Below are 19,065 nucleotides of genomic sequence, written 5' to 3'. Positions count from 1 at the left end.
TCATTTAACAATATATTACATCTAAAAATTAAAACAAGCACAATCCTTTGGAGAATTGTGCTTGTTTTTTATTTAAGGCTCTTATTCTCCATGCTCAGTCGAAATATACTTCTTTAACTCCGCTGTTATTTCTAACAATAATTTTGTGTATCCCTCATCAAGTTTTTTACCTGATTGTGCCATGACCTGATTCTCTAACGCACTTACCATGTTGAGGGCTTCCTTACTCGTTTGATGTTCCTGGATATTGCTGACCTTTGAAAGTAGGCTATTCAATATGCCTTCATTCATAATTAAACCTTGTGAATAGGCTAATTGCAATTCTTCATCTAGTTGGTCAATCTGAACTCGTGGCAATTTTCCATCTCGCTTAACTGGGATGATTTCATTAATTATTGGTTTCACGTTTCCATCCCAAACAATCTTAATCTCTAATACATGCTTATATCTGGCTGTGTTTATGTTATTAAATGATTGTGATAATGTACCAGCCCTATGCCAACCATTCTCATCCCGTACTGAAACCGCTGCACCAGAAATGGCCGATGGGTCTTGTAACAGAATCACCTGGCTTATCTCAGTATTTTTTGAAAGCTTATAGTTCAAGGATCCTGCCTGCGGTTCTCCTTTTGGTGTATAAAAGGTAGATAATCTTTGATCAATTGCATTGATAGCTTCACTTCCAGCTACACCTTGGGGCTCTACTTTAAGGGCAAGATTTTCCGTACCCGGTTTCTCTAAACCTTCGTTTACGATTATTTCATTTAAAGCCAACCAAGAATTATGAGTTTTTGTTGAAATAATCCTTACATATCTTGCGGATTTCTCATCAACCTCTACCCGTTTATAGCGGTATGGGACCTCATGCTCTGGAAAATTCAAACTTCGATCACTTGGATTGGTGAAGGAATGAATCGTTTCCCAGGTCGAACCATCTATTGATATCTGCAAGTCTCCTTCTCTAAAATAGTCGCCTTCCCCATCATTAATGACCACTGCCACATTTTGCACGTTTACAATTCCACCCATATCAATCTGTACATATTTTCCAGCGTTTTGCATTCCACCAAACCATGTTTTTGCTTCTAATTTTCCATCGAATAAATTATTAACATTCCCACTATAAATACTTTCATAGTTATGACTAATTTTAGGCTCAGAAAACTTTTGAATTTTAATCAAGAGTTTACTTACATTTACAGTGATTTCATCGTCTTCCTTATTCATCAACCTAAGATAGGCTGCATTATCATAAGGACCATCAACTGTTACCTTTTTCCATTCAACTCCGTTTTCGGATGACTCTAGTACCAAATTCGAATCGGTACTTTCAAGGGTTATTCCCACTACATGTTCAATAGAAGGTAATTGAATTCCAATATATTGTTCAGGTTTCAATGTCATACTTTTTAAGCCTGAAAGTTCGATTGTTTCATCTGTAGCGGCAACATCTATTTCCGTTAGCCCAGAAACATTCGTATAAACTTCTGCTTTTCCTTTGTTCGCATTCACTGAGAATTCTCTTATAGCCGTCCATAAATCTGGTTTCCCCCCTGGGATACCGGCATGCGTCAATCTATACCTCACATATCTTGCCTCAAGATCAAGTCCTTTTTCGATTATTTTAAATCCTGATCTTTCTTCGCCAATCGCTGTCCATGTTTCCATATCATTTGAATACTCTAATACACCTCTTTGAAAAATATCATGATCTCCATCCGTTCTTCCTTGAATGATTTCAATATCATGAACGTTGATTGATTTTCCAAAATCAACTCCATACCAGTCACCATTCTTTTGAACGGTCTGGATATAGGTATTGGTACCTAAATCTCCATCTACCATCCGATCTAAACTAGACAAAGAACCATACGAACTCATTGGGATGATATTCGTAAATTCTGGATCAATTGCTAAAGAAATCCTGGTATCTAATATTTTTATCAATTCATTAGCGTACGGTACTAATCTCTTTGTACCCGCTTCTACCGTTACATCAGGATACTTTAATTTCTTAATTGTAAATTTTTCCGATGCTGACATCGAGTTTACAGCTTTTGCAAGACCTTCCCATGTTGAGTTTAAATCATTATTTTGAAGGGCAATCGCTGCTTCAGTTGAACTTTTAGCAGATTTAATGACCAATCCAAGACTGTTAAGCCAGGGCTCAATTTCTTCCACCATGTTTTTATTTAGGCTTTTCTCCTTAAAATCATTTATCGCAAGTGAAACTTTATCGAATTCAGCTATTAATTGATTCCCAACTTCTTGAATGGACTCTCCTTTTGAAAATTTCTTTAAAAACAATTCAAGTGCAGCCTTAATATTCTCTGATTCACCTACTTGAAGCCCATGACCACTTGGGGCAGGGTCACTTAAGTGATAGGCTATTGTATTCAATTCTGAAGCCACCTCTGGCGCAACATATTTGAATGAATCTAACCAACTCTCATCATCATTGAAATCATCACTATTCCAGGTGAAATCCGCCACAGCAAATAAAGCAATTTTCGATAATTCTGCGTGTCCCATAGGATTTGAGACGACCCCCGCAATGTTATGTGTGCCAGGCTGCAGGACTTCTCCTTTACCCAGCATCAATCTTGAATCCTTGTAATCATTAACCGGCCAATTTAGCCACATATACGGATCTCTACCATGCAAATCCTTTGGCCATTGCATATCGGTCGTGTTTACCGAACCTACGACACTCCTACCAGTCCACATGATCTCAACATTTTCTGGGACAGCTGCTAAGGCGCGGAGATAAGGCTTACCGTTTTCACCCGTCCAACCTTGATTATAGAATGGAGGACAATAAATTAACGGTTTTACATCGCCCTTGGCTGCAAGCCAGTTTGCTACATCGGTAATTAATTTTACATGTTTGTCTTTATCCGTTAACGATTGTGCAGTACTGATATCATCCATAAATAAGCCAAATTGACGGACACCCACATCATAAAGTTGATCTAGCTTATTAAGTAATGTTTGCAGTTCATTTTCATAATCATTCCATTTAATCATGTTAAATCCAGGATGAATCGCCCAAATAAATTGAGTTTTTGATTCATGCCCCGCATCTACAAGCTCTTTGATTTTCACTAACTCCTCTGCTGGATATGGTGTTCTCCATGCGGAGTTATGGTACAAGTCATCCTTTGGCGCAAAGATATAAGAATTCATCTTAAACTCTCCGCCGAATTTCATTAAACTTATTCGATCTTCATGTGACCATGGAAAACCGTAAAACCCTTCAATAAATCCACGCCATTTTGAATCAGCAAAGTCTTCATATTTCACTGATTTAATACTTTTTCCAGGAATTTGATTTAAAATCATTTTTAGGGTGGCAAGGGCATAATATGCTGCATCTGTCGTGGATCCAAGTATGGCAATTGTGCCCTTCTCCTCAAGTTCCTTATCAATATTCAAAACATACCCGTCAATTTCATTTAATATGGCTGAATCATATTCAACATTTGTATTAATAAAATTTTCAGCACTACCAGTTGAATCTTTAATACCGATCACGATATTGGTTTTATCTGACACAACTTGATCGGAAAAAGTGCCCTTTATTGATTTTGCTTCCAATATCTTCGTTAAGAAGTCTCTTGTTGATTCATCTACGGTAGGATCAATTACTATATTCACCACATCCGTTATTGTAAAATCTGTTCCCAAATATTTTTCATTTTGGGGTAAAGGGTAAATTTCATAATTATCGGTTTCTGTTGAAGTGCTAGTGACAGTCCCATTGGCGGATGCAATTGTATGTACTGGAGTAAAAATAGAACTTACTAGTAATAATGCAATCGTTAAACCGTATAAACCCTTCTTAGCCATTTGCCTAACTTCCATCAAAAAAATCCCTCCTAATTTAATGATTCTTACCACTTTTTACATGGAATCTCATCCAGATGAAACTACCTCAAATAAAAACGCCTTCCTAACCAAGTGTGAACACTTAATTAATGAGCAATTTTAGGTTGAAAAACCAAAAAGGCATGGGGGTATGAGAAAGGGTTTTAAACCTCCTCCTTACCACCATGCCTGATCGTACCAGTCACATGAGATCCATTATTAATCTTTCAAAGTTAATACTATCACAATGATTATAAAAGCAAAAGTAAATTTCTGATAATTTTGATTTTTAACTTTACTAACCTACTAACCTTACAAAAGTTACTTGATATACTATAGTAATTTTGAAGCCCAGAGTGTGATGCAAATCATCTCGTAAAACCAACTACTACACTCTAAGGAACCAATCCGACAAACTAGAAATCTACTTTCCTTAAAACTGGAAAATCGCTGACAGTGTCCGCCTCAGGTGGACACTGTCCACGAGCGGTGCCTGTCACCCTGTTGTGTCAACCTTGTTGGTGGATGAATTTTCGTTTTTGGATGTAGATAAGTCTTATTGATAGGGCGATGCCTGCCGCGAGCAGTCCGAAGGTTAGGCCAATCCAATAGCCTCTTGCACCAAGGCTGGTATAATTGGCTAATAGGTATCCAACCGGCAGACAAATCATCCAGTAGGCAATTAAGGTCATTACAAAAGAAAGATTAACATCTTTATAGCCTCTTAACGCTGCCTGTGCAGTCACTTGTATGGCATCAGAGATTTGAAAAAATAACGCAAAGATGAGAAAGTTTGCTGTTAGGTTGATAACAGCTGCTTCATTTGAATAAAACCCTGCAACCTGATAGCGGAACAAAACAACTAATAACCCTGTGATGAGTGAGATCAGGATCGCAAGATAGATTCCCAGCCAACTGTAGGTTTTAGCATCTTTGTACCTCCTGGCACCCACTTCATATCCGACTAGCACGGTTTGTGCCATCGAAATACTTATCGGGATCATATAGAGAAAAGACACAATATTTAATGCAGATTGGTAAGAAGCAATTGTTGTAATATTAAACTTGCTTAATAAAATTGTTACAACCGCAAACATACTTGATTCAAAAAATGTTGAAAGCCCCATCGGAACGCCAATTTTTAGAATCTCCTTACACTTTTCAAACGAGAAATCCTTAATATTTGAGAAAATAGAAAACGACGAAAATGGATCACGCGTCACAACCAGAAACACAGTCATACCAGCAATCAGCCAATAGGTAATTGAAGTCGCATACCCTGCACCTGCACCACCTAGTTCAGGAAACCCCCAGTGACCGAAAATTAGTACATAGTTCAAGAAGAAATTAAACGGTAATGATAAAAGCAGTATTACCATGACTATCCGTGTTTTCCCTAAGGCATAGATAAAGGATCGAAGAACGTTAAAAATAAATAACGGTAATATTCCAAAACTTAAACCTACCAAATAATTAAAAGCTGTGTTTTGAACACTTGCAGGCAAATTCATTTTATCCAAAATTGGATTTAACATGAAAGCCCCTAAAACCATCACCAAAATGGTAATCATAAATGCAAGATAAATCCCGTGCCTGACAACAGAGGCTACTTCCCCGCCTTTCTTCTCACCAAATCGTTGTGCTGCAATGGGAGATACGGCAAGAAGAATACCACTTATCCCAGTAAAAATCGGATTCCAAATCGAGGAACCAATCGCCACTCCTGCAAGGTCGGAAGAATTGTATTTTCCCGACATAATAGTATTAAAAAAAATCATTGAAAACATACCAAGCTGTGTAATAAGTATCGGAATCAACAGAACAAAGATTTGCTTTGTCTTTTCCTTCAACGTAAAAGTCTGATTCATAAAATAACTCCTAGAAAATAATTTAATTCCAAAATTTCATTATACTCTACTTTCAATTTATTTACCTTTAAATGCTTTATCTTGCAGAAGATACTTGACCTCAAAAAAGAAACGCAATACCTTTGCTTTAATTTACCCAAATAAAAATAGAGCTGATAAATGTCAGCTCTATTTTCATTGAGGTTAAAGTTTTACTGAAATTCTCTTCTTTTCTTTAAAATAAACCCACTCTTTAAAGCCTATTTCCTTAAGTCTCCCTTGGACGATTTCAAATTCGTCACCGACCCTTTCCGGGTCATGGGCATCCGAACCAAAAGTAACCGTTACTCCGTATTTCCGTGCCATCTCTAAGATATTATCTGCTGGATACCAACCCCCGACGTCCTTTGTCTTACCAGAGGTGTTGATTTCTATTGCTACATCGCATTCTCCAATAACCTTAAGCGTATGTTCGACTACCTCTGATTGAATCGAGGAAAAAGCCGGATAAAATCCCTTCATCGCATCAATATGTCCCAGGATTTGAAACAAACCACTTTTGGCAGATTGTTCAATCAGGGAGTAATATGTTTCTTTTGTTCGAACTTTATCTTGGGTACTAAGTCCATCCCAGCGACCCCTATTAAAAATACTAACACCTTCAACATGATGAACAGAACCAATGATGTAATCAAACGCGTACTTTTCAAAATGAAAACGATAATTTTCAACCTGCTCAGGAAAGAAATCTGCCTCTATTCCAAGCAATACGTCAATTTTCCCGCTATACAATTGTTTCAGGCTTTGTACTTCCTTCACATACTCAGTAAATTGGCTTTTTGCCATGGTGATATGCGGGTAGGGTTGATCTTCTTCACTAGAAAAATAAGGTGTATGATCGGATATTCCAATGATATCCAACCCCCTATCAATTGCTGCTTCAATATAATCACGAATAATCCCTCTTGCGTGTCCACAACGATCATGGTGGGTATGTAAATCAAACGTTGTCATAGGTCATCTCTTCCTTTATGTAAATTCCAAATGCGTTTTAGCCATTGGATTAATCGATTATCATATCAACTACAACGATATACATTAATTCCTATTTTGTACAATTAGTGGAGAAATAAGCATTTATAGCCAAAGGATTAATGAAACTTCAAAATCCCCTTCCAGATGTTAGTCAATTTAAGAAATAGGAATTTTTGTCCATCCCTACCTATTATATAGTTAAGTAGGGAGGTGTTTCTTTTTGAAAAAAGAAGTGGAAGAAGAAAGTAATCAATCAAGTACAAATAATAATAAAAACAGGGTTAGAGTGAATAATAACTTTCAACTAACGATTAACCTTGGAGATTCATTGAATCTGCTTGCTCTCATTGCTGGAATCTATGTAATTAAAAATTTTACAAAAAAGCGTAAAGCTAAAAAAGCAAACATGTAAGGTGAACCCCAACATGTTTGCTTTTTTAAACTTTAAATTTTTCATTTTGTTTATGGATTACTCATCCACAAGATGTAACCAATTTTGTGACCATTTCTCTATTTCTTTCATAATTGGCTGTAATGATAATCCCTTTTCTGTCAAAGAATATTCAATACGGACAGGAGTTTCCGGAAAGACTTCTCGCTTCACAATTCCTTGACTCTCCAAATCCTTTAACCTTTCTGAAAGGACTCTCCCGCTTATTCCGATTGACGATTCAATGGAACAGAACCGTTGTGGGCCGTTAAGCAGTTGATATATAACTAATCCAGACCAGCGCTGACTAAGAATTTTCATTGCATTATTAAATCTAGGGCAAATAATAGATTTATTCAAATTAATCACTCCCATTTCTATTATATACACTTATAACACGGAATCAAATAATTTTCTACAAGTAACTTACTTGACATACCTTAATAATAAAAATATAATTACTTACATAAAGTAACTAACTTACAATCATAAAAAATTCGTTCTTAAACCACTTGGAGGTAATAAATATGAATTTTCATTCTTATCCAAATACTTTTGTTGCAGAAGTAAACTTAAAGGTTGAAAATATTGAACGATCGCTTACATTTTATCAGGAAGTTATCGGGTTTCAAATTTTAGAACGCACCGAGAAAAAAGTTAAACTTACTGCCAATGGAAAAACAGCTTTGTTGTCCATTGAACAACCGGACAATGCGATAGCAAAGCAGCAGAAAACTACAGGATTATACCACTTTGCCCTTCTATTGCCTGAACGCTCGGATCTGGGAAGGGTTTTACAGCATCTAATTAAACGGAACGTTCGCTTAGGAGCGGGTGACCATCTCGTAAGTGAAGCGCTATATCTTGATGATCCAGATGGTAATGGAATTGAAATTTATTCAGACCGACCTTCATCAACCTGGAAATGGAATAACAATGATGTAGAAATGACAACAGACCCTATCGATGCACAAGGGATTCTTGAAGCTGGTAAAGGTGAAGCATGGGGAGGACTTCCAGCAGGTACTGTCATGGGACATATCCATCTACAGGTATCTGAATTACAAAAAATTGAGGAATTTTACGTTAAGGGGCTTGGATTCAATGTTGTTGCTCGCTATGGCCCGCAAGCATTGTTCATCTCTACCGGAAAATACCATCACCACATTGGCTTAAACACCTGGGCAGGCGTTGGTGCTCCCACACCACCTGAAAACAGTGTCGGACTGAACTGGTATTCTCTCGTACTTCCAAGTAAGGAAGCTAGACAAGAGGCTATTGTGCGATTAGAAAAAATTGGAACAAAAGTAACAGAAGAAAATGGTAAATATTTTACCGCAGACCCATCAGGGAATCGAATAAAATTACTTGTTTAAGTTACGCTACAATTGCTTTTAAAAGCATAAAAAAAGACACTCACTACACGTGAGTGTCTCAGATTGTCGACAAAAGGGGTTCGGAATGCTAGCATTCCGAACCCCTTTTTGATTTTTTCTGCTTTTTTCAGTCGATTAAGTTACAGATAGACCTCTTCAAGGTGTCTACTTAGATAATTTCTGGACCTTGCCAAGTCCAGTTGGCCATCTTCTTTAAATTCATGGATGCGAAAGTAAGCATCGCCTGCATTGACAATTTTTTAAGTCCCCTTAACGTTGTCCAACGCATGCCATGCTTTTCTTTTGCATTTGCAATACACGCTCTATCGTTTCTTTGCGTTTCTCATAAATTGGTTTTACATCTATGTGATGGCGGAGATGATCTGCTTCTTCCACATATTCTTGCCAAATATGACGTGTCACCACTTTTTGATGGTCTTTACTTTCGGTACACTGCTCTAAAAAAGGACACTTAGCACAGATGTGTTTTGGTGATTTGTACTCACGATAGCCCTCTTTATTCGTTGTAGAATATTTCAAGACATCGCTTGCCGGGCAAAGGTAACAGTCAAAATGTTCATCATACACATACTCATGTTTTCGGAAGAATCCATCTTTTGTACGTGGGCGTGTATATGGTAAAGCTGGAGTAATTTCGTTTTCTAATAGATAATTCGAAATGGCAGGTGTTTTATAAGCAGCATCTGCCGCAACAGCTTTAGGCTTTCCTACATTCTCAACTACTTGTTCAACTAAAGGCTCTAACATATTACTATCATGTGTATTACCTGTTATCACAATCGTACCGAGGACAAAACCGTTTCGATCAGCGGCCGCATGGAAGGAATAGGCAAACTGTTTTGTCCGTTCGTCTTTGACGTAGTAACCACTTTCCGGATCGGTTGTACTCTCTTTAATTTCTTTCGATTCATTCTTTTCGAACTTATCCGGTGGGAATGGCTTTTTCCCATGGCCCTCTCGATCTTGATTAATCTCCTCTTGAAGACGATCTTGATAAGCCCGAATTTCTTTGCGAACGACTTTCTTTTCGAACTTCCGTTTGTTCGCACTTGCTTTTACATGGGTGGAGTCCACGAAAACATGTTCTGCACTAATCAACTTTTTCTTGGTAGCTGTCTTTAAAATATGATAGAAGATCTGTTCAAACAGGTCTGTATCTTTAAATCTTTTTCCCAAAAGTGGAGAAGTGCGGAACTTTATCATGGAAACCGTAACCCAAGAACCATCGATAGGCCATGTTTGTTTCTACTTCTTCAATCGTCTTTCGCATCGAGCGAATACCGAAGGTATATTGAATGAAGGTTAATTTAATCAAGATAACTGGATCTATACTTGGACGACCTACTTCCGAATACATATCTTTCACTAAGTCATATATAAAAGAGAAATCAATTGCCGACTCAATTTTACGAACCAGATGGTTGGTTGGAACAAGTTGGTCTAAGCAATCATTTCAATTTGATCTCGTTGAATAGAATTATGTTTCGAAAGCATTGTCATCACCTCAAGATTTTATTACTTCTATTTTAAAACAAGGCTCTGTTAAAGGCTATTGTTGATTTTAAAACTATGTTGATTGGAGCGGAAGGCGCGAGACTCCTGCGGGAGTACGGGGCTGTGGGAGACCCCGCAGGCGCATAAGCGCCGAGGAGGCTCCCCGGCACGCCCGCGGAAAGCGAAGCGCCTGGAGCGGAAATCAACAGCCCAATTTAATAGAACCTAAAACAAAAAAAACTGTAGGCAAACCCGTTATTTTGAGTTTGTCTACAGTCTGAGACACTCACTACACGTGAGTGTCTTTTTTGCTACGCTATTTTTTGATTGCTAGAAGATGGTGCTTGATTATGTTTCTTGAAAATTCCAAATGGCTTTCCTATTGGTAACACAACCTGACCAAAATGAGTATTTAAGACAATTGCCGCCGACCCGTAGAATGACAGCAAAGAAATCATTAGTTCAGCGATTGCAGCAAGCATTTGGGTAGCATCGTGGAAAATGCCAAATGTACTTAGTGAAAGTCCTATGAATAAGAAATCAATAAAGACGAAAATAAAGAATAATACTTTATGTGTTTCCATTGCACCAATTGTCATGAAAATGCTAAAAATTAAATAGCCAATAAACGCGACTCCAAGCTGCTTTGGATCAGCATTCGCAGCAAGTTTTTCACCGAAAAACCCTAACTGAATCAGCCACGATGTCCCTACCCCAAACCAAAAAAGCCCGAACGCTCCGAATGCTGTTGTTCCAAATATATTATTATGCTTTGCATCTTGAACGCAAGCAAACAATTGTGCTATTCCACCTAGAAATAATGCCCACGGAATGATAAAAGAAACCCCTTCAGTTAACCCAAGTTTTTGTGAAGATGCGACAAGTGTTACCATAGCTAAACCAAATAGCCCTATGGCAGATGGATCAGCAGTTTGAATTTTAACCTGTGTAGAATTATTTGTTTCCATTTCTTCCTCCCAAAAATAAAACATATTTTTATAAAATACAGGAGAAATAGGGAAGTGTCAACAATAAATGTCACTGGCAAATAATTCCATTTTTAATGGTGCCTGTCACCACTCGTGGACAAATCCGCCCATTTGTCCGTCTCCAGTGGACTCTTTATTAAAACAAGAGACCGCTAATTTTGTTCTGCGGTCTCTTGTTCTTTTAAAGCTTTTCTATTATTTTCTTACTAAGTCCATTAATTCTTTTAGATCATTCGTAAATCCTTTTACAGCCCTGTCCCCTGCCACTGTTACAGGAACACCAAGGAATCCGTACTTCTCTACTTCCTTTTGATATTCCGTGTTAGTCGATATATTCCGGACCTCAAACGGAATTCCCTCTTCTGTTAACACCTTTTTAACCATCGTGCATTCAATACAGTCGTTTGTTGTATAAACCACCACTTGCTTGTTCACTTTTTTTCCCCCTTATTCCATTCATACTTAATCAAAGAATTCCTGTTTACTAAAAATTTCTCCTTCATTATAACAAATATATTAACAACTCTCTTTCAACTACTAGCACGTATTGACATATTATCTTAGAAATTGTCTATTCTTGCGCCTTCCCGAGAAATGAATTCTAATAATTCTGTCTTTTATCGCCTTGAATAAGGAATTGGGTAATCAGTTGGTTTAATTCCCGTGCAGCTTTTGTAGGTATCTGATGCCTTTCCTTTTCAAGAAATTTCAATTGATTGCGTGGGAGCTTTTCGTGCAACAGCTGAGCGTACTGATGAAACGATTTATCTTTTGTACCATAAACCAGTAAGATTGGGAGATTTATCTTTCCAAGCAGATTGGTACAATTATAATGCAAACTATAGTGATAATACTGCTTGATATTTCTTGGGTCACCTTTTACAGCCTCACTGTACATCAGCTTAAATATTTCCTGATTGTCAGCATTCCCCCACGCTATTGCTGAAGCAAGAATAGATAGTGATTTAGGATTTGATAGATTCTTTGCTAAAGAAATCTTTTTTCTTAAATACATATCACTTGCTTCGGACATTCCGCTAATAATGATACCTCCTAAGGCTCTATCGGAATGAGTCAGCATAAATTCACATACAATCGAACCACCCGTTGAATATCCGCATATGAAGGCTTTCTTTATACCAAGATGATCTAACAAGTGTCTAATATCGTCTACAATGAGGGAATAGGTAATTGCTTGCTTAGAATATCGGCTCCGTCCGTGGCCTCTTATATCAAAAGTAATAACTTTAAACGTAGACGATAGTTCTTTCATTTGATACGTGAAATTTGCACTAGTAAGTAATGGCGGATGGATGAATATAATCGGAATTCCGTCTCCTGCAACGGAATAGAATACCCCTGCACCCTCAACTTTTAACATTGGCATTTTCCTGTTCACCTCAACAATCTAATGGTCGTGTTATGTAATAATCTATATTAGTATGTTGCTTTATAAGATAAAAATCCGAATTCTACCCCTCTTCGACAAGTGGCTAGCATTCGGATTTATAACTATCCATTTAATTGAATGAATCATCCTTAACCTTAAAAAAGGAAAAAAGACCCTCAAGAGAGAGTCTTTTTTAATGTATGAGTTTAAAATTATGCTTTGCGAACGTTAGTAGCTTGTGGTCCACGTTGACCTTGTTCTACTTCAAATGTTACTGATTGACCTTCGTCTAAAGATTTGAAACCTTCGCTTTGGATAGCTGAGAAATGTACGAATACGTCGTCTCCAGCTTCTCTTTCGATGAATCCAAAACCTTTTTCTGCATTAAACCATTTTACTTTACCTTGTTCCATTTGTGTTTCCTCCTGTAGTGTGCTCAGCACACAATGTGTTACTATCCTTGCTCAAATCTTCAAGACAGAAAGTTTTATCACTTACCGATCCTTACTAAACAAACAAAAATAATACTTTTTAAATATAACAGAAAAAATGTGGTAAAGCAAGAGCAAAGTGGAAATTCATAGAAGAATTCATCATCTTGAAGTTAGAAAATGTTATTTAAAATGATTAACTCAGTCTTTTAAACTAGCCCGTTGATTGGAGCTCCAGGCACATCGCTTTCCGCGGGCAGTCCGGGAGCCTCCTCGTCGCTTCGCTCCTGCGGGGTCTCCCGTGACTTGCTCTTCCCGCAGGACATTGAATAAGCTTCCTTGAATATGCACCGCACGAAGGAAATGCGGTAGCATTTTCGAGGAGTCTCTCGTGCCTTCCGCTCCAATCAACTGAGTTTGTAAAATCAACATTTACCTTAAACAAAGCCTAAATTAAAGTAATAGAGCAATTGATACTCATATTAATTGTTGCCAGCAATAGCACCGGAAAGGAAGGTTAAAAAAACATGTGTTCCGAGTTTGACGGTTGGCTGGGCTAATGTGTCTTTTAGCGGGTCTAGGCAGACGATGTCCATTGCTTTTACTTTATTATGACGGCCTGCTGTTCGGACTCCTTCTAGCAGTTCAGCGCTTGTCATGCCCCCTGGTGTGGATGCCGGTACCCCTGGAGCATAGGCAATATCTAGTACATCCATATCAACGGTTAAATATATAGTGTCTACCTTTTCAGATAATTCTTCTAAACATTGTAAAACGGTCGCTTCGATGCCTTTCTTTCTTGTTTCACGAAGAGTAAAATAGTTCACCCCTTTTTCATCCGCATATTTCTTTAAGTCCTTGCTATTAAAGAAACCATGCAAACCAATATTGTACATATTAGCAGCTTCGACAATGCCGCTTTCAATCAGATTCCTCATCGGAGTCCCGTTCGATGGCCCATTATCAGACATATCACGTAAATCAAAATGGGTATCAAATTGTAATATTCCAATCTTCTCAGCAGGCTTTTCCTTCTTCAGCCCTTTTACCATCATTGCAGTGATTGAATGATCACCGCCAATCGCGCAAATCTTTGCATCTGGAAAATGGTGGTGCAATAATGCAGATGCTTCCACAATATTCTCTTGGCATTTCCGAATATCGGTAACATGCATTGGAACATCGCCTGCATCAAGTGCAGCCAGTTCAGATAAATCTACATCTTCATCAAGATTATAGGTTGAGAACCCTTTCCATGCTCGCCTAAATGCATCAGGGAATTCAGATGCGCCGGAAGCACTTATCGATGAACGTGAAAGCGGTACTCCGAGGATGACCACATCAGCCTTCTTATACGTTTTAGGGTCAACAGTGGCCGAAGTAATTGGCCGGATCCATTCATGAACCTTCAAGATTTCGCCTTCATCAGGTCTCGACCAAGTAAAACTCGGAGGATTAATTCTTGGAAACAGAAAGCTTTTCAATTAACTGACCTCCCCTGACGACCACCTTTCCATTTTTCACAACGGTATTTGTATGATTCACACCGTAGGAGTATTGGAGCTTCATATAGTTCGACACATTAAATATCGTTACATCTGCCTTTTTACCCACTTCTAAACTGCCGATTTGGTCCCCGCGGTTAATTGCGTGAGCCGCATTAATCGTCGCAGCGGCAATAACCTCAGCAGGGGTCATCCCCATTTTCAAACAGCCTAAATTCATAATGAAAGGCAGAGAAACGGTTGGTGACGAACCCGGATTACAGTCTGTCGATAATGCCACAGGAACACCTAAATCGATCATTTTTCTTGCATTTGCAGACTCAGCCATTAAAAAATAAGCTGTTCCCGGCAGCAGCACCCCGACAACTCCTTGTTCAGCCATCGCTTTCATGCCTTTTTCCGAAGCCCTTAATAAATGGTCTGCTGAAATGGCCCCTACCTTAGAAGCGAGTTCAGCTCCTTCATAGGGTTCGATTTCATCGGCATGGATTTTCGGGGTCAAGCCGTGAACCTTACCTGCTTCAAGAATCCTTTTTGATTGTTCAGGTGTAAACACGCCTTGCTCACAGAATACATCATTAAATTCTGCTAATTCAAGTTCTGCTACTTTAGGTATCATTTCTTCAATTAGTATCTCGACAAATGAATCTGGATTACCTTTGTACTCCTTCGGTACAGCATGGGCACCCATAAAGGTAGAAACAACATCAATGGCATGTTTTTCATTTAACTGTTTTGCCACTTCAAGCTGTTTTAGCTCTGTTTCCCATTCCATCCCATAACCACTTTTTGCTTCAACTGTCGTCACTCCGTGGAGCAGAAATTGATTTAAGCGTTCAAAACTTTCTGTAAATAATTCACTATGGCTAGCTGCCTGCGTACGTGAAGTTGTTGCGTAAATTCCACCGCCGCTATTCATAATTTCCATATAGGTAGCACCTTGAAGTCGCATATTGAATTCATTTTCTCTGCTCCCTGAAAATACCAGATGGGTATGCGGGTCGACTAAGCCTGGGGTTACGAGTTTTCCTGTGGCATCAATCACTTCCGCCTCTCCTAGACGATCTTTATATTTTTCAAAAAGCTCCGCGTCACTCCCAACCTCCTGAATCACACCAGCATCAATCCAAATACTTCCATTCTCTATGATTCCAAGCTCGGACATCGCTTCCTTTACGAGCGGGGATGCTGAAGTGCCTTTTAATGTCACAAGCTGTGATGCATTTCTAATAAAAACAGCTTTACTCATTCGCTTCACCTCTTAATCCTTATTTAGCATAGGCATGATAATACCTTTTTCTTTTGCTGTTTGAATCGCAAGCTCATAGCCTGCATCCGCATGACGAACAACACCCATTCCCGGATCCGTTGTTAAAACTCTCTGCAGGCGCACTTGTGCATCCTTCGTGCCATCAGCAACAATGACCATTCCTGAATGCTGCGAATACCCCATACCTACACCTCCGCCATGATGAAGAGATACCCAACTAGCACCGCCTACCGCATTAATCATTGCATTAAGAATTGGCCAGTCAGAAACGGCATCACTGCCATCCCTCATCGCTTCGGTTTCTCGATTTGGTGATGCAACAGAGCCGGCATCTAGATGATCGCGGCCGATAACGATTGGTGCTGAAAGTTCACCCGAAGCCACCATGTCATTAATGACCTTCCCGAAGCGAGCACGATCACCGTATCCGAGCCAACAAATACGGGCAGGAAGTCCTTGAAAGCTAATTTTTTCCTGCGCCATCTTTACCCATTTACAAAGGTGTTCATCATCCTTAAATTCACGAAGTAAGACTTCATCAATTTTCCGAATATCTTCTGGATCTCCAGATAAAGCTGCCCAACGGAACGGACCTTTTCCCTCGCAAAATAATGGGCGGATATACGCTGGTACAAATCCTGGGAAGTCAAACGCATTTTCTACCCCTTCATCTTTAGCTACCTGACGAATGTTATTGCCATAATCAAAGGTGATCGCACCTTTTTCTTGCATTTTCAGCATTGCCTTTACATGGACGGCCATGCTTTGTTTTGATAGTCTTATATACTTTTCTGGGTCTTCTTTTCTAAGAGCAGCCGCTTCTGCTAAGGAAAAACCAATTGGTACATAGCCATTTAGCGGGTCATGCGCAGATGTTTGATCAGTTAATACATCTGGGTTAAAACCTTTTTCAATCATTTCCGGTAAAATCTCCGCTGCATTGCCAATTAACCCAATTGATAACGCCTTGCCCGCTATCTTAGCTTCTTTAGCAAGGTTAAGTGCCTCCTCTAGATCATTTGTTTTTAAATCCAAGTAGGCGGTTTCAATCCGACGGTCAACTCTTGTTTCATCGACATCAATGGCGATACAAACCCCATCATTCATCGTAACTGATAGCGGCTGTGCTCCACCCATACCGCCAAGTCCAGCTGTTAATGTAATCGTATGTTTCAAAGAGCCATTGAATTCTTGACGAGCAAGCTCTGCAAAGGTTTCATAGGTTCCTTGAACAATACCTTGGCTGCCAATATAAATCCAGCTTCCCGCAGTCATTTGCCCATACATCATCAGACCTTTCTTATCTAACTCATGAAAATGCTCCCAGTTCGCCCATGCTGGAACTAAATTTGAATTAGCTAATAATACTCGAGGTGCATCTTTATGGGATTTAAAAACAGCAACCGGTTTACCTGACTGAATCATAAGTGTTTCATCGTTTTCCAATTCCAGTAGTGTTTTTACAATCGCATCATACGCTTCCCAGTTACGCGCCGCCTTTCCGATTCCGCCATAAACAACCAAATCTTCCGGCCGTTCTGCTACTTCTTGATCAAGGTTATTCATTAGCATCCTTAGTGCGGCTTCTTGAATCCAACCCTTTGCATGTAATTCCGTCCCTTTATAATTAGTAATCACCCTTGGTTTAGCCGTATTCGCTTCCATATGCTCACTCCTTAAATAATTTATCTACATCTAAATTATAAAGGGGAAATATTCTGAAAAACACTGATAAAATAGTAGATATTTTATAGTTTTTTTAGATATTCAATAGTTTTTTGAAATTATTTATCAATAATCTAAAATATTTTTAGGTAAGGGTAATTATTTTTGTATTTGAATATTAAAGTTATAAAAAAACAGACCCTTCGGTTGAAAGATCTGTTTCGAATTAGTAATGGTCTGATATATTCACTCTGAATTCTCTTGGAGAGCTCCCAACAACTTCCTTGAAAATTCTGCTAAAGTAGTTTGAATTCTGGAACCCAACTAATTTCGAAATTTCTTTGATCGGATTCCTCGTTTCGATTAACAACCGTTTTGCTTCCTTTATCCTAATTCCAGTTAACACTTCGACAAAACTTTTTCCGGTCTTAGAAATAAGGATATGACTATAATAAGAAGGATTCCGGTCTACATATCTTGCAACGTCATCCAGCCGAAGTTTATAATTTGAAAAATTAGCTTCCATAAAGGTAATTCCGCGTTCAATCGGATCTTGTTTATTATTTTTCAGGCTCAACTCCGCTGCTGCAAATATCTTTTGGATAAATATTATGAGATTTTGTACTGAACGATATAGGACAGAATCATATAAAATTGAATGGAAGATATATCGGTATTCTTTTTCGCAATGTAAATCCTCATCTAGATTAAAGGTCTTCATGTATCTTCTAATTTGTGCAAGAATGCTTGTAAGTCTAATTCGGACTAATCCTGGTTCCGGATATGGGTCAATTAACTGGAGAAATTGGTCATAAAGCCATTTCTTTATACTTTCTAAATCAAGATTAGACAGCATTTCAATCCATTCCCTTTGTTCAGGAGGAGTAAGGAAAGGATCGATATGTACCCAGTCAGGTGTGTACTCAAACACTACGACCTGTCGATAGCCTCGATAATAAGTAAATTGAAGCATTTTCCTTGTTTCTATGTACTTTTCATGGAGGCTCAAGGTTAAGCTTGTTCCTTTGTGGATAACAATGGCTAGCGGATCAGAGTATTCCTCTTCCCACTTTCTCATCACCTTTTGACACTGCTCCACTATATTAGGATAAGATTCCTCAAATAAAAGGAGAACCAAATCACTTAACGGAAAAATACCGTGGATTTCTTTAAATGGATAATCAGATAAAAAGGAATATAAGATATCTTCCTTTTCCACGCTTTCTGTTTTAAAGGCGGCAATGCTATAATTTTTTGACACAACGGCTTGTTGGATAAATAAGGCCTCATAGGAAATATCCTTATAGGAATGAGAACGCAGACTCCCTTTTGGATGATTCCTCTTACTTAGTCTGCTTGCTGCTTTTTGAAAAGCAGATTTAACCTTGGCTGCAGAAAATGGCTTAATCATAAGATCCAATGCCTGCATATCAATTGACAGCCTTGCTTTTTCAAAGGTTGCTTCGGCACTGGTTAAAAGGAGGACAGGGTCGTAAATTCGCATTAAATCTTTGAAGCTTGACCATGATTCCCTGCTAATCATATCTAATTCTAAAAGAATAATTTCCGGTGATTCCTCTTCAAATAAAACGACAAACTCCTGATAATTGGAAGCTAATAGAATGTTGGTAACAGGGATAGAGGATGTTTTTAACAGCCATTTCAATCCTTCTCGTTCGTTCAAATCGCGATCGGCAATCAGCCATTTACCTTCCATAGTATTGTCCCCAATCTTTTTTAAAAAG

Annotated in this window: 14 protein-coding genes and 1 pseudogene; 2 read left to right on the top strand and 13 right to left on the bottom strand. The window is 38.5% G+C overall.

Translation table 11 applies throughout. The annotated features are described in order from the left end of the window. Positions 1–81: 81 nt before the first annotated feature. The 3 genes from NSS81_RS22730 to NSS81_RS22720 form a co-directional block, all read right to left on the bottom strand. Positions 82–3,864, bottom strand: a complete 3,783-nt coding sequence (locus NSS81_RS22730) for a beta-N-acetylglucosaminidase domain-containing protein (protein WP_342434124.1) — start codon at positions 3,862–3,864, stop codon at positions 82–84. 512 nt (positions 3,865–4,376) lie between these two features. Then, positions 4,377–5,735 (bottom strand): MATE family efflux transporter, encoded by a 1,359-nt coding sequence (locus NSS81_RS22725; protein ID WP_342430887.1) that lies wholly within the window; start codon positions 5,733–5,735, stop codon positions 4,377–4,379. Between the two features lie 183 nt (positions 5,736–5,918). Next, complete coding sequence (locus tag NSS81_RS22720) at positions 5,919–6,728, bottom strand: histidinol-phosphatase (protein ID WP_342430886.1); 810 nt, start codon at positions 6,726–6,728, stop codon at positions 5,919–5,921. 241 nt (positions 6,729–6,969) lie between these two features. On the opposite strand from NSS81_RS22720, the gene NSS81_RS22715 reads away from it, so the two are divergent. Beyond that, positions 6,970–7,161 carry a hypothetical protein gene (locus NSS81_RS22715; RefSeq protein WP_342430885.1) on the top strand — a complete coding sequence of 64 codons (192 nt, stop codon included), beginning with the start codon at positions 6,970–6,972 and terminating at the stop codon, positions 7,159–7,161. A 57-nt stretch (positions 7,162–7,218) separates the two neighbouring features. On the opposite strand, the gene NSS81_RS22710 is transcribed toward NSS81_RS22715, so the two are convergent. After that, on the bottom strand, positions 7,219–7,539 hold the full coding sequence (locus NSS81_RS22710; RefSeq protein ID WP_342430884.1) for a helix-turn-helix domain-containing protein: 321 nt from the start codon (positions 7,537–7,539) through the stop codon (positions 7,219–7,221). 167 nt (positions 7,540–7,706) lie between these two features. Here NSS81_RS22710 and NSS81_RS22705 point away from each other — a divergent pair, with 167 nt between their 5' ends. Continuing rightward, positions 7,707–8,555 carry a VOC family protein gene (locus NSS81_RS22705; protein WP_342430883.1) on the top strand — a complete coding sequence of 283 codons (849 nt, stop codon included), beginning with the start codon at positions 7,707–7,709 and terminating at the stop codon, positions 8,553–8,555. Positions 8,556–8,724: 169 nt separating this feature from the next. Here the strand turns inward: NSS81_RS22705 and NSS81_RS22700 are convergent. From NSS81_RS22700 to NSS81_RS22660, 9 genes and pseudogenes are all read right to left on the bottom strand, one after another. After that, positions 8,725–10,070 (bottom strand): annotated as a pseudogene (locus tag NSS81_RS22700) (IS1182 family transposase). 311 nt (positions 10,071–10,381) lie between these two features. Continuing rightward, positions 10,382–11,038, bottom strand: coding sequence for an acetate uptake transporter (locus tag NSS81_RS22695; protein WP_342430882.1), 657 nt, complete (start codon positions 11,036–11,038; stop codon positions 10,382–10,384). A gap of 216 nt (positions 11,039–11,254) precedes the next feature. Beyond that, positions 11,255–11,494, bottom strand: coding sequence for a glutaredoxin family protein (locus tag NSS81_RS22690; protein WP_342430881.1), 240 nt, complete (start codon positions 11,492–11,494; stop codon positions 11,255–11,257). Between the two features lie 166 nt (positions 11,495–11,660). After that, complete coding sequence (locus tag NSS81_RS22685) at positions 11,661–12,446, bottom strand: alpha/beta hydrolase (protein ID WP_342430880.1); 786 nt, start codon at positions 12,444–12,446, stop codon at positions 11,661–11,663. Between the two features lie 215 nt (positions 12,447–12,661). Continuing rightward, positions 12,662–12,862 carry a cold-shock protein gene (locus NSS81_RS22680; RefSeq protein ID WP_342430879.1) on the bottom strand — a complete coding sequence of 67 codons (201 nt, stop codon included), beginning with the start codon at positions 12,860–12,862 and terminating at the stop codon, positions 12,662–12,664. Positions 12,863–13,362: 500 nt separating this feature from the next. Next, complete coding sequence (locus NSS81_RS22675) at positions 13,363–14,364, bottom strand: agmatinase family protein (RefSeq protein WP_342430878.1); 1,002 nt, start codon at positions 14,362–14,364, stop codon at positions 13,363–13,365. Continuing rightward, complete coding sequence (gene hutI / locus NSS81_RS22670) at positions 14,336–15,634, bottom strand: imidazolonepropionase (RefSeq protein ID WP_342430877.1); 1,299 nt, start codon at positions 15,632–15,634, stop codon at positions 14,336–14,338. The genes NSS81_RS22675 and hutI overlap by 29 nt, the downstream gene beginning before the upstream one ends. Before the next feature lie 12 nt (positions 15,635–15,646). Then, positions 15,647–17,320, bottom strand: a complete 1,674-nt coding sequence (gene hutU / locus NSS81_RS22665; protein WP_342430876.1) for a urocanate hydratase — start codon at positions 17,318–17,320, stop codon at positions 15,647–15,649. A gap of 226 nt (positions 17,321–17,546) precedes the next feature. Then, positions 17,547–19,037, bottom strand: coding sequence for a helix-turn-helix domain-containing protein (locus NSS81_RS22660; protein WP_342430875.1), 1,491 nt, complete (start codon positions 19,035–19,037; stop codon positions 17,547–17,549). Positions 19,038–19,065 lie beyond the last annotated feature (28 nt).

It is taken from the genome of Neobacillus sp. FSL H8-0543, from assembly GCF_038592905.1.
Taxonomy (GTDB): domain Bacteria; phylum Bacillota; class Bacilli; order Bacillales; family Cytobacillaceae; genus Neobacillus.
Note: the sequence above shows the minus strand (reverse complement) of the source record. Positions and strands in the feature narration are given on the sequence as shown.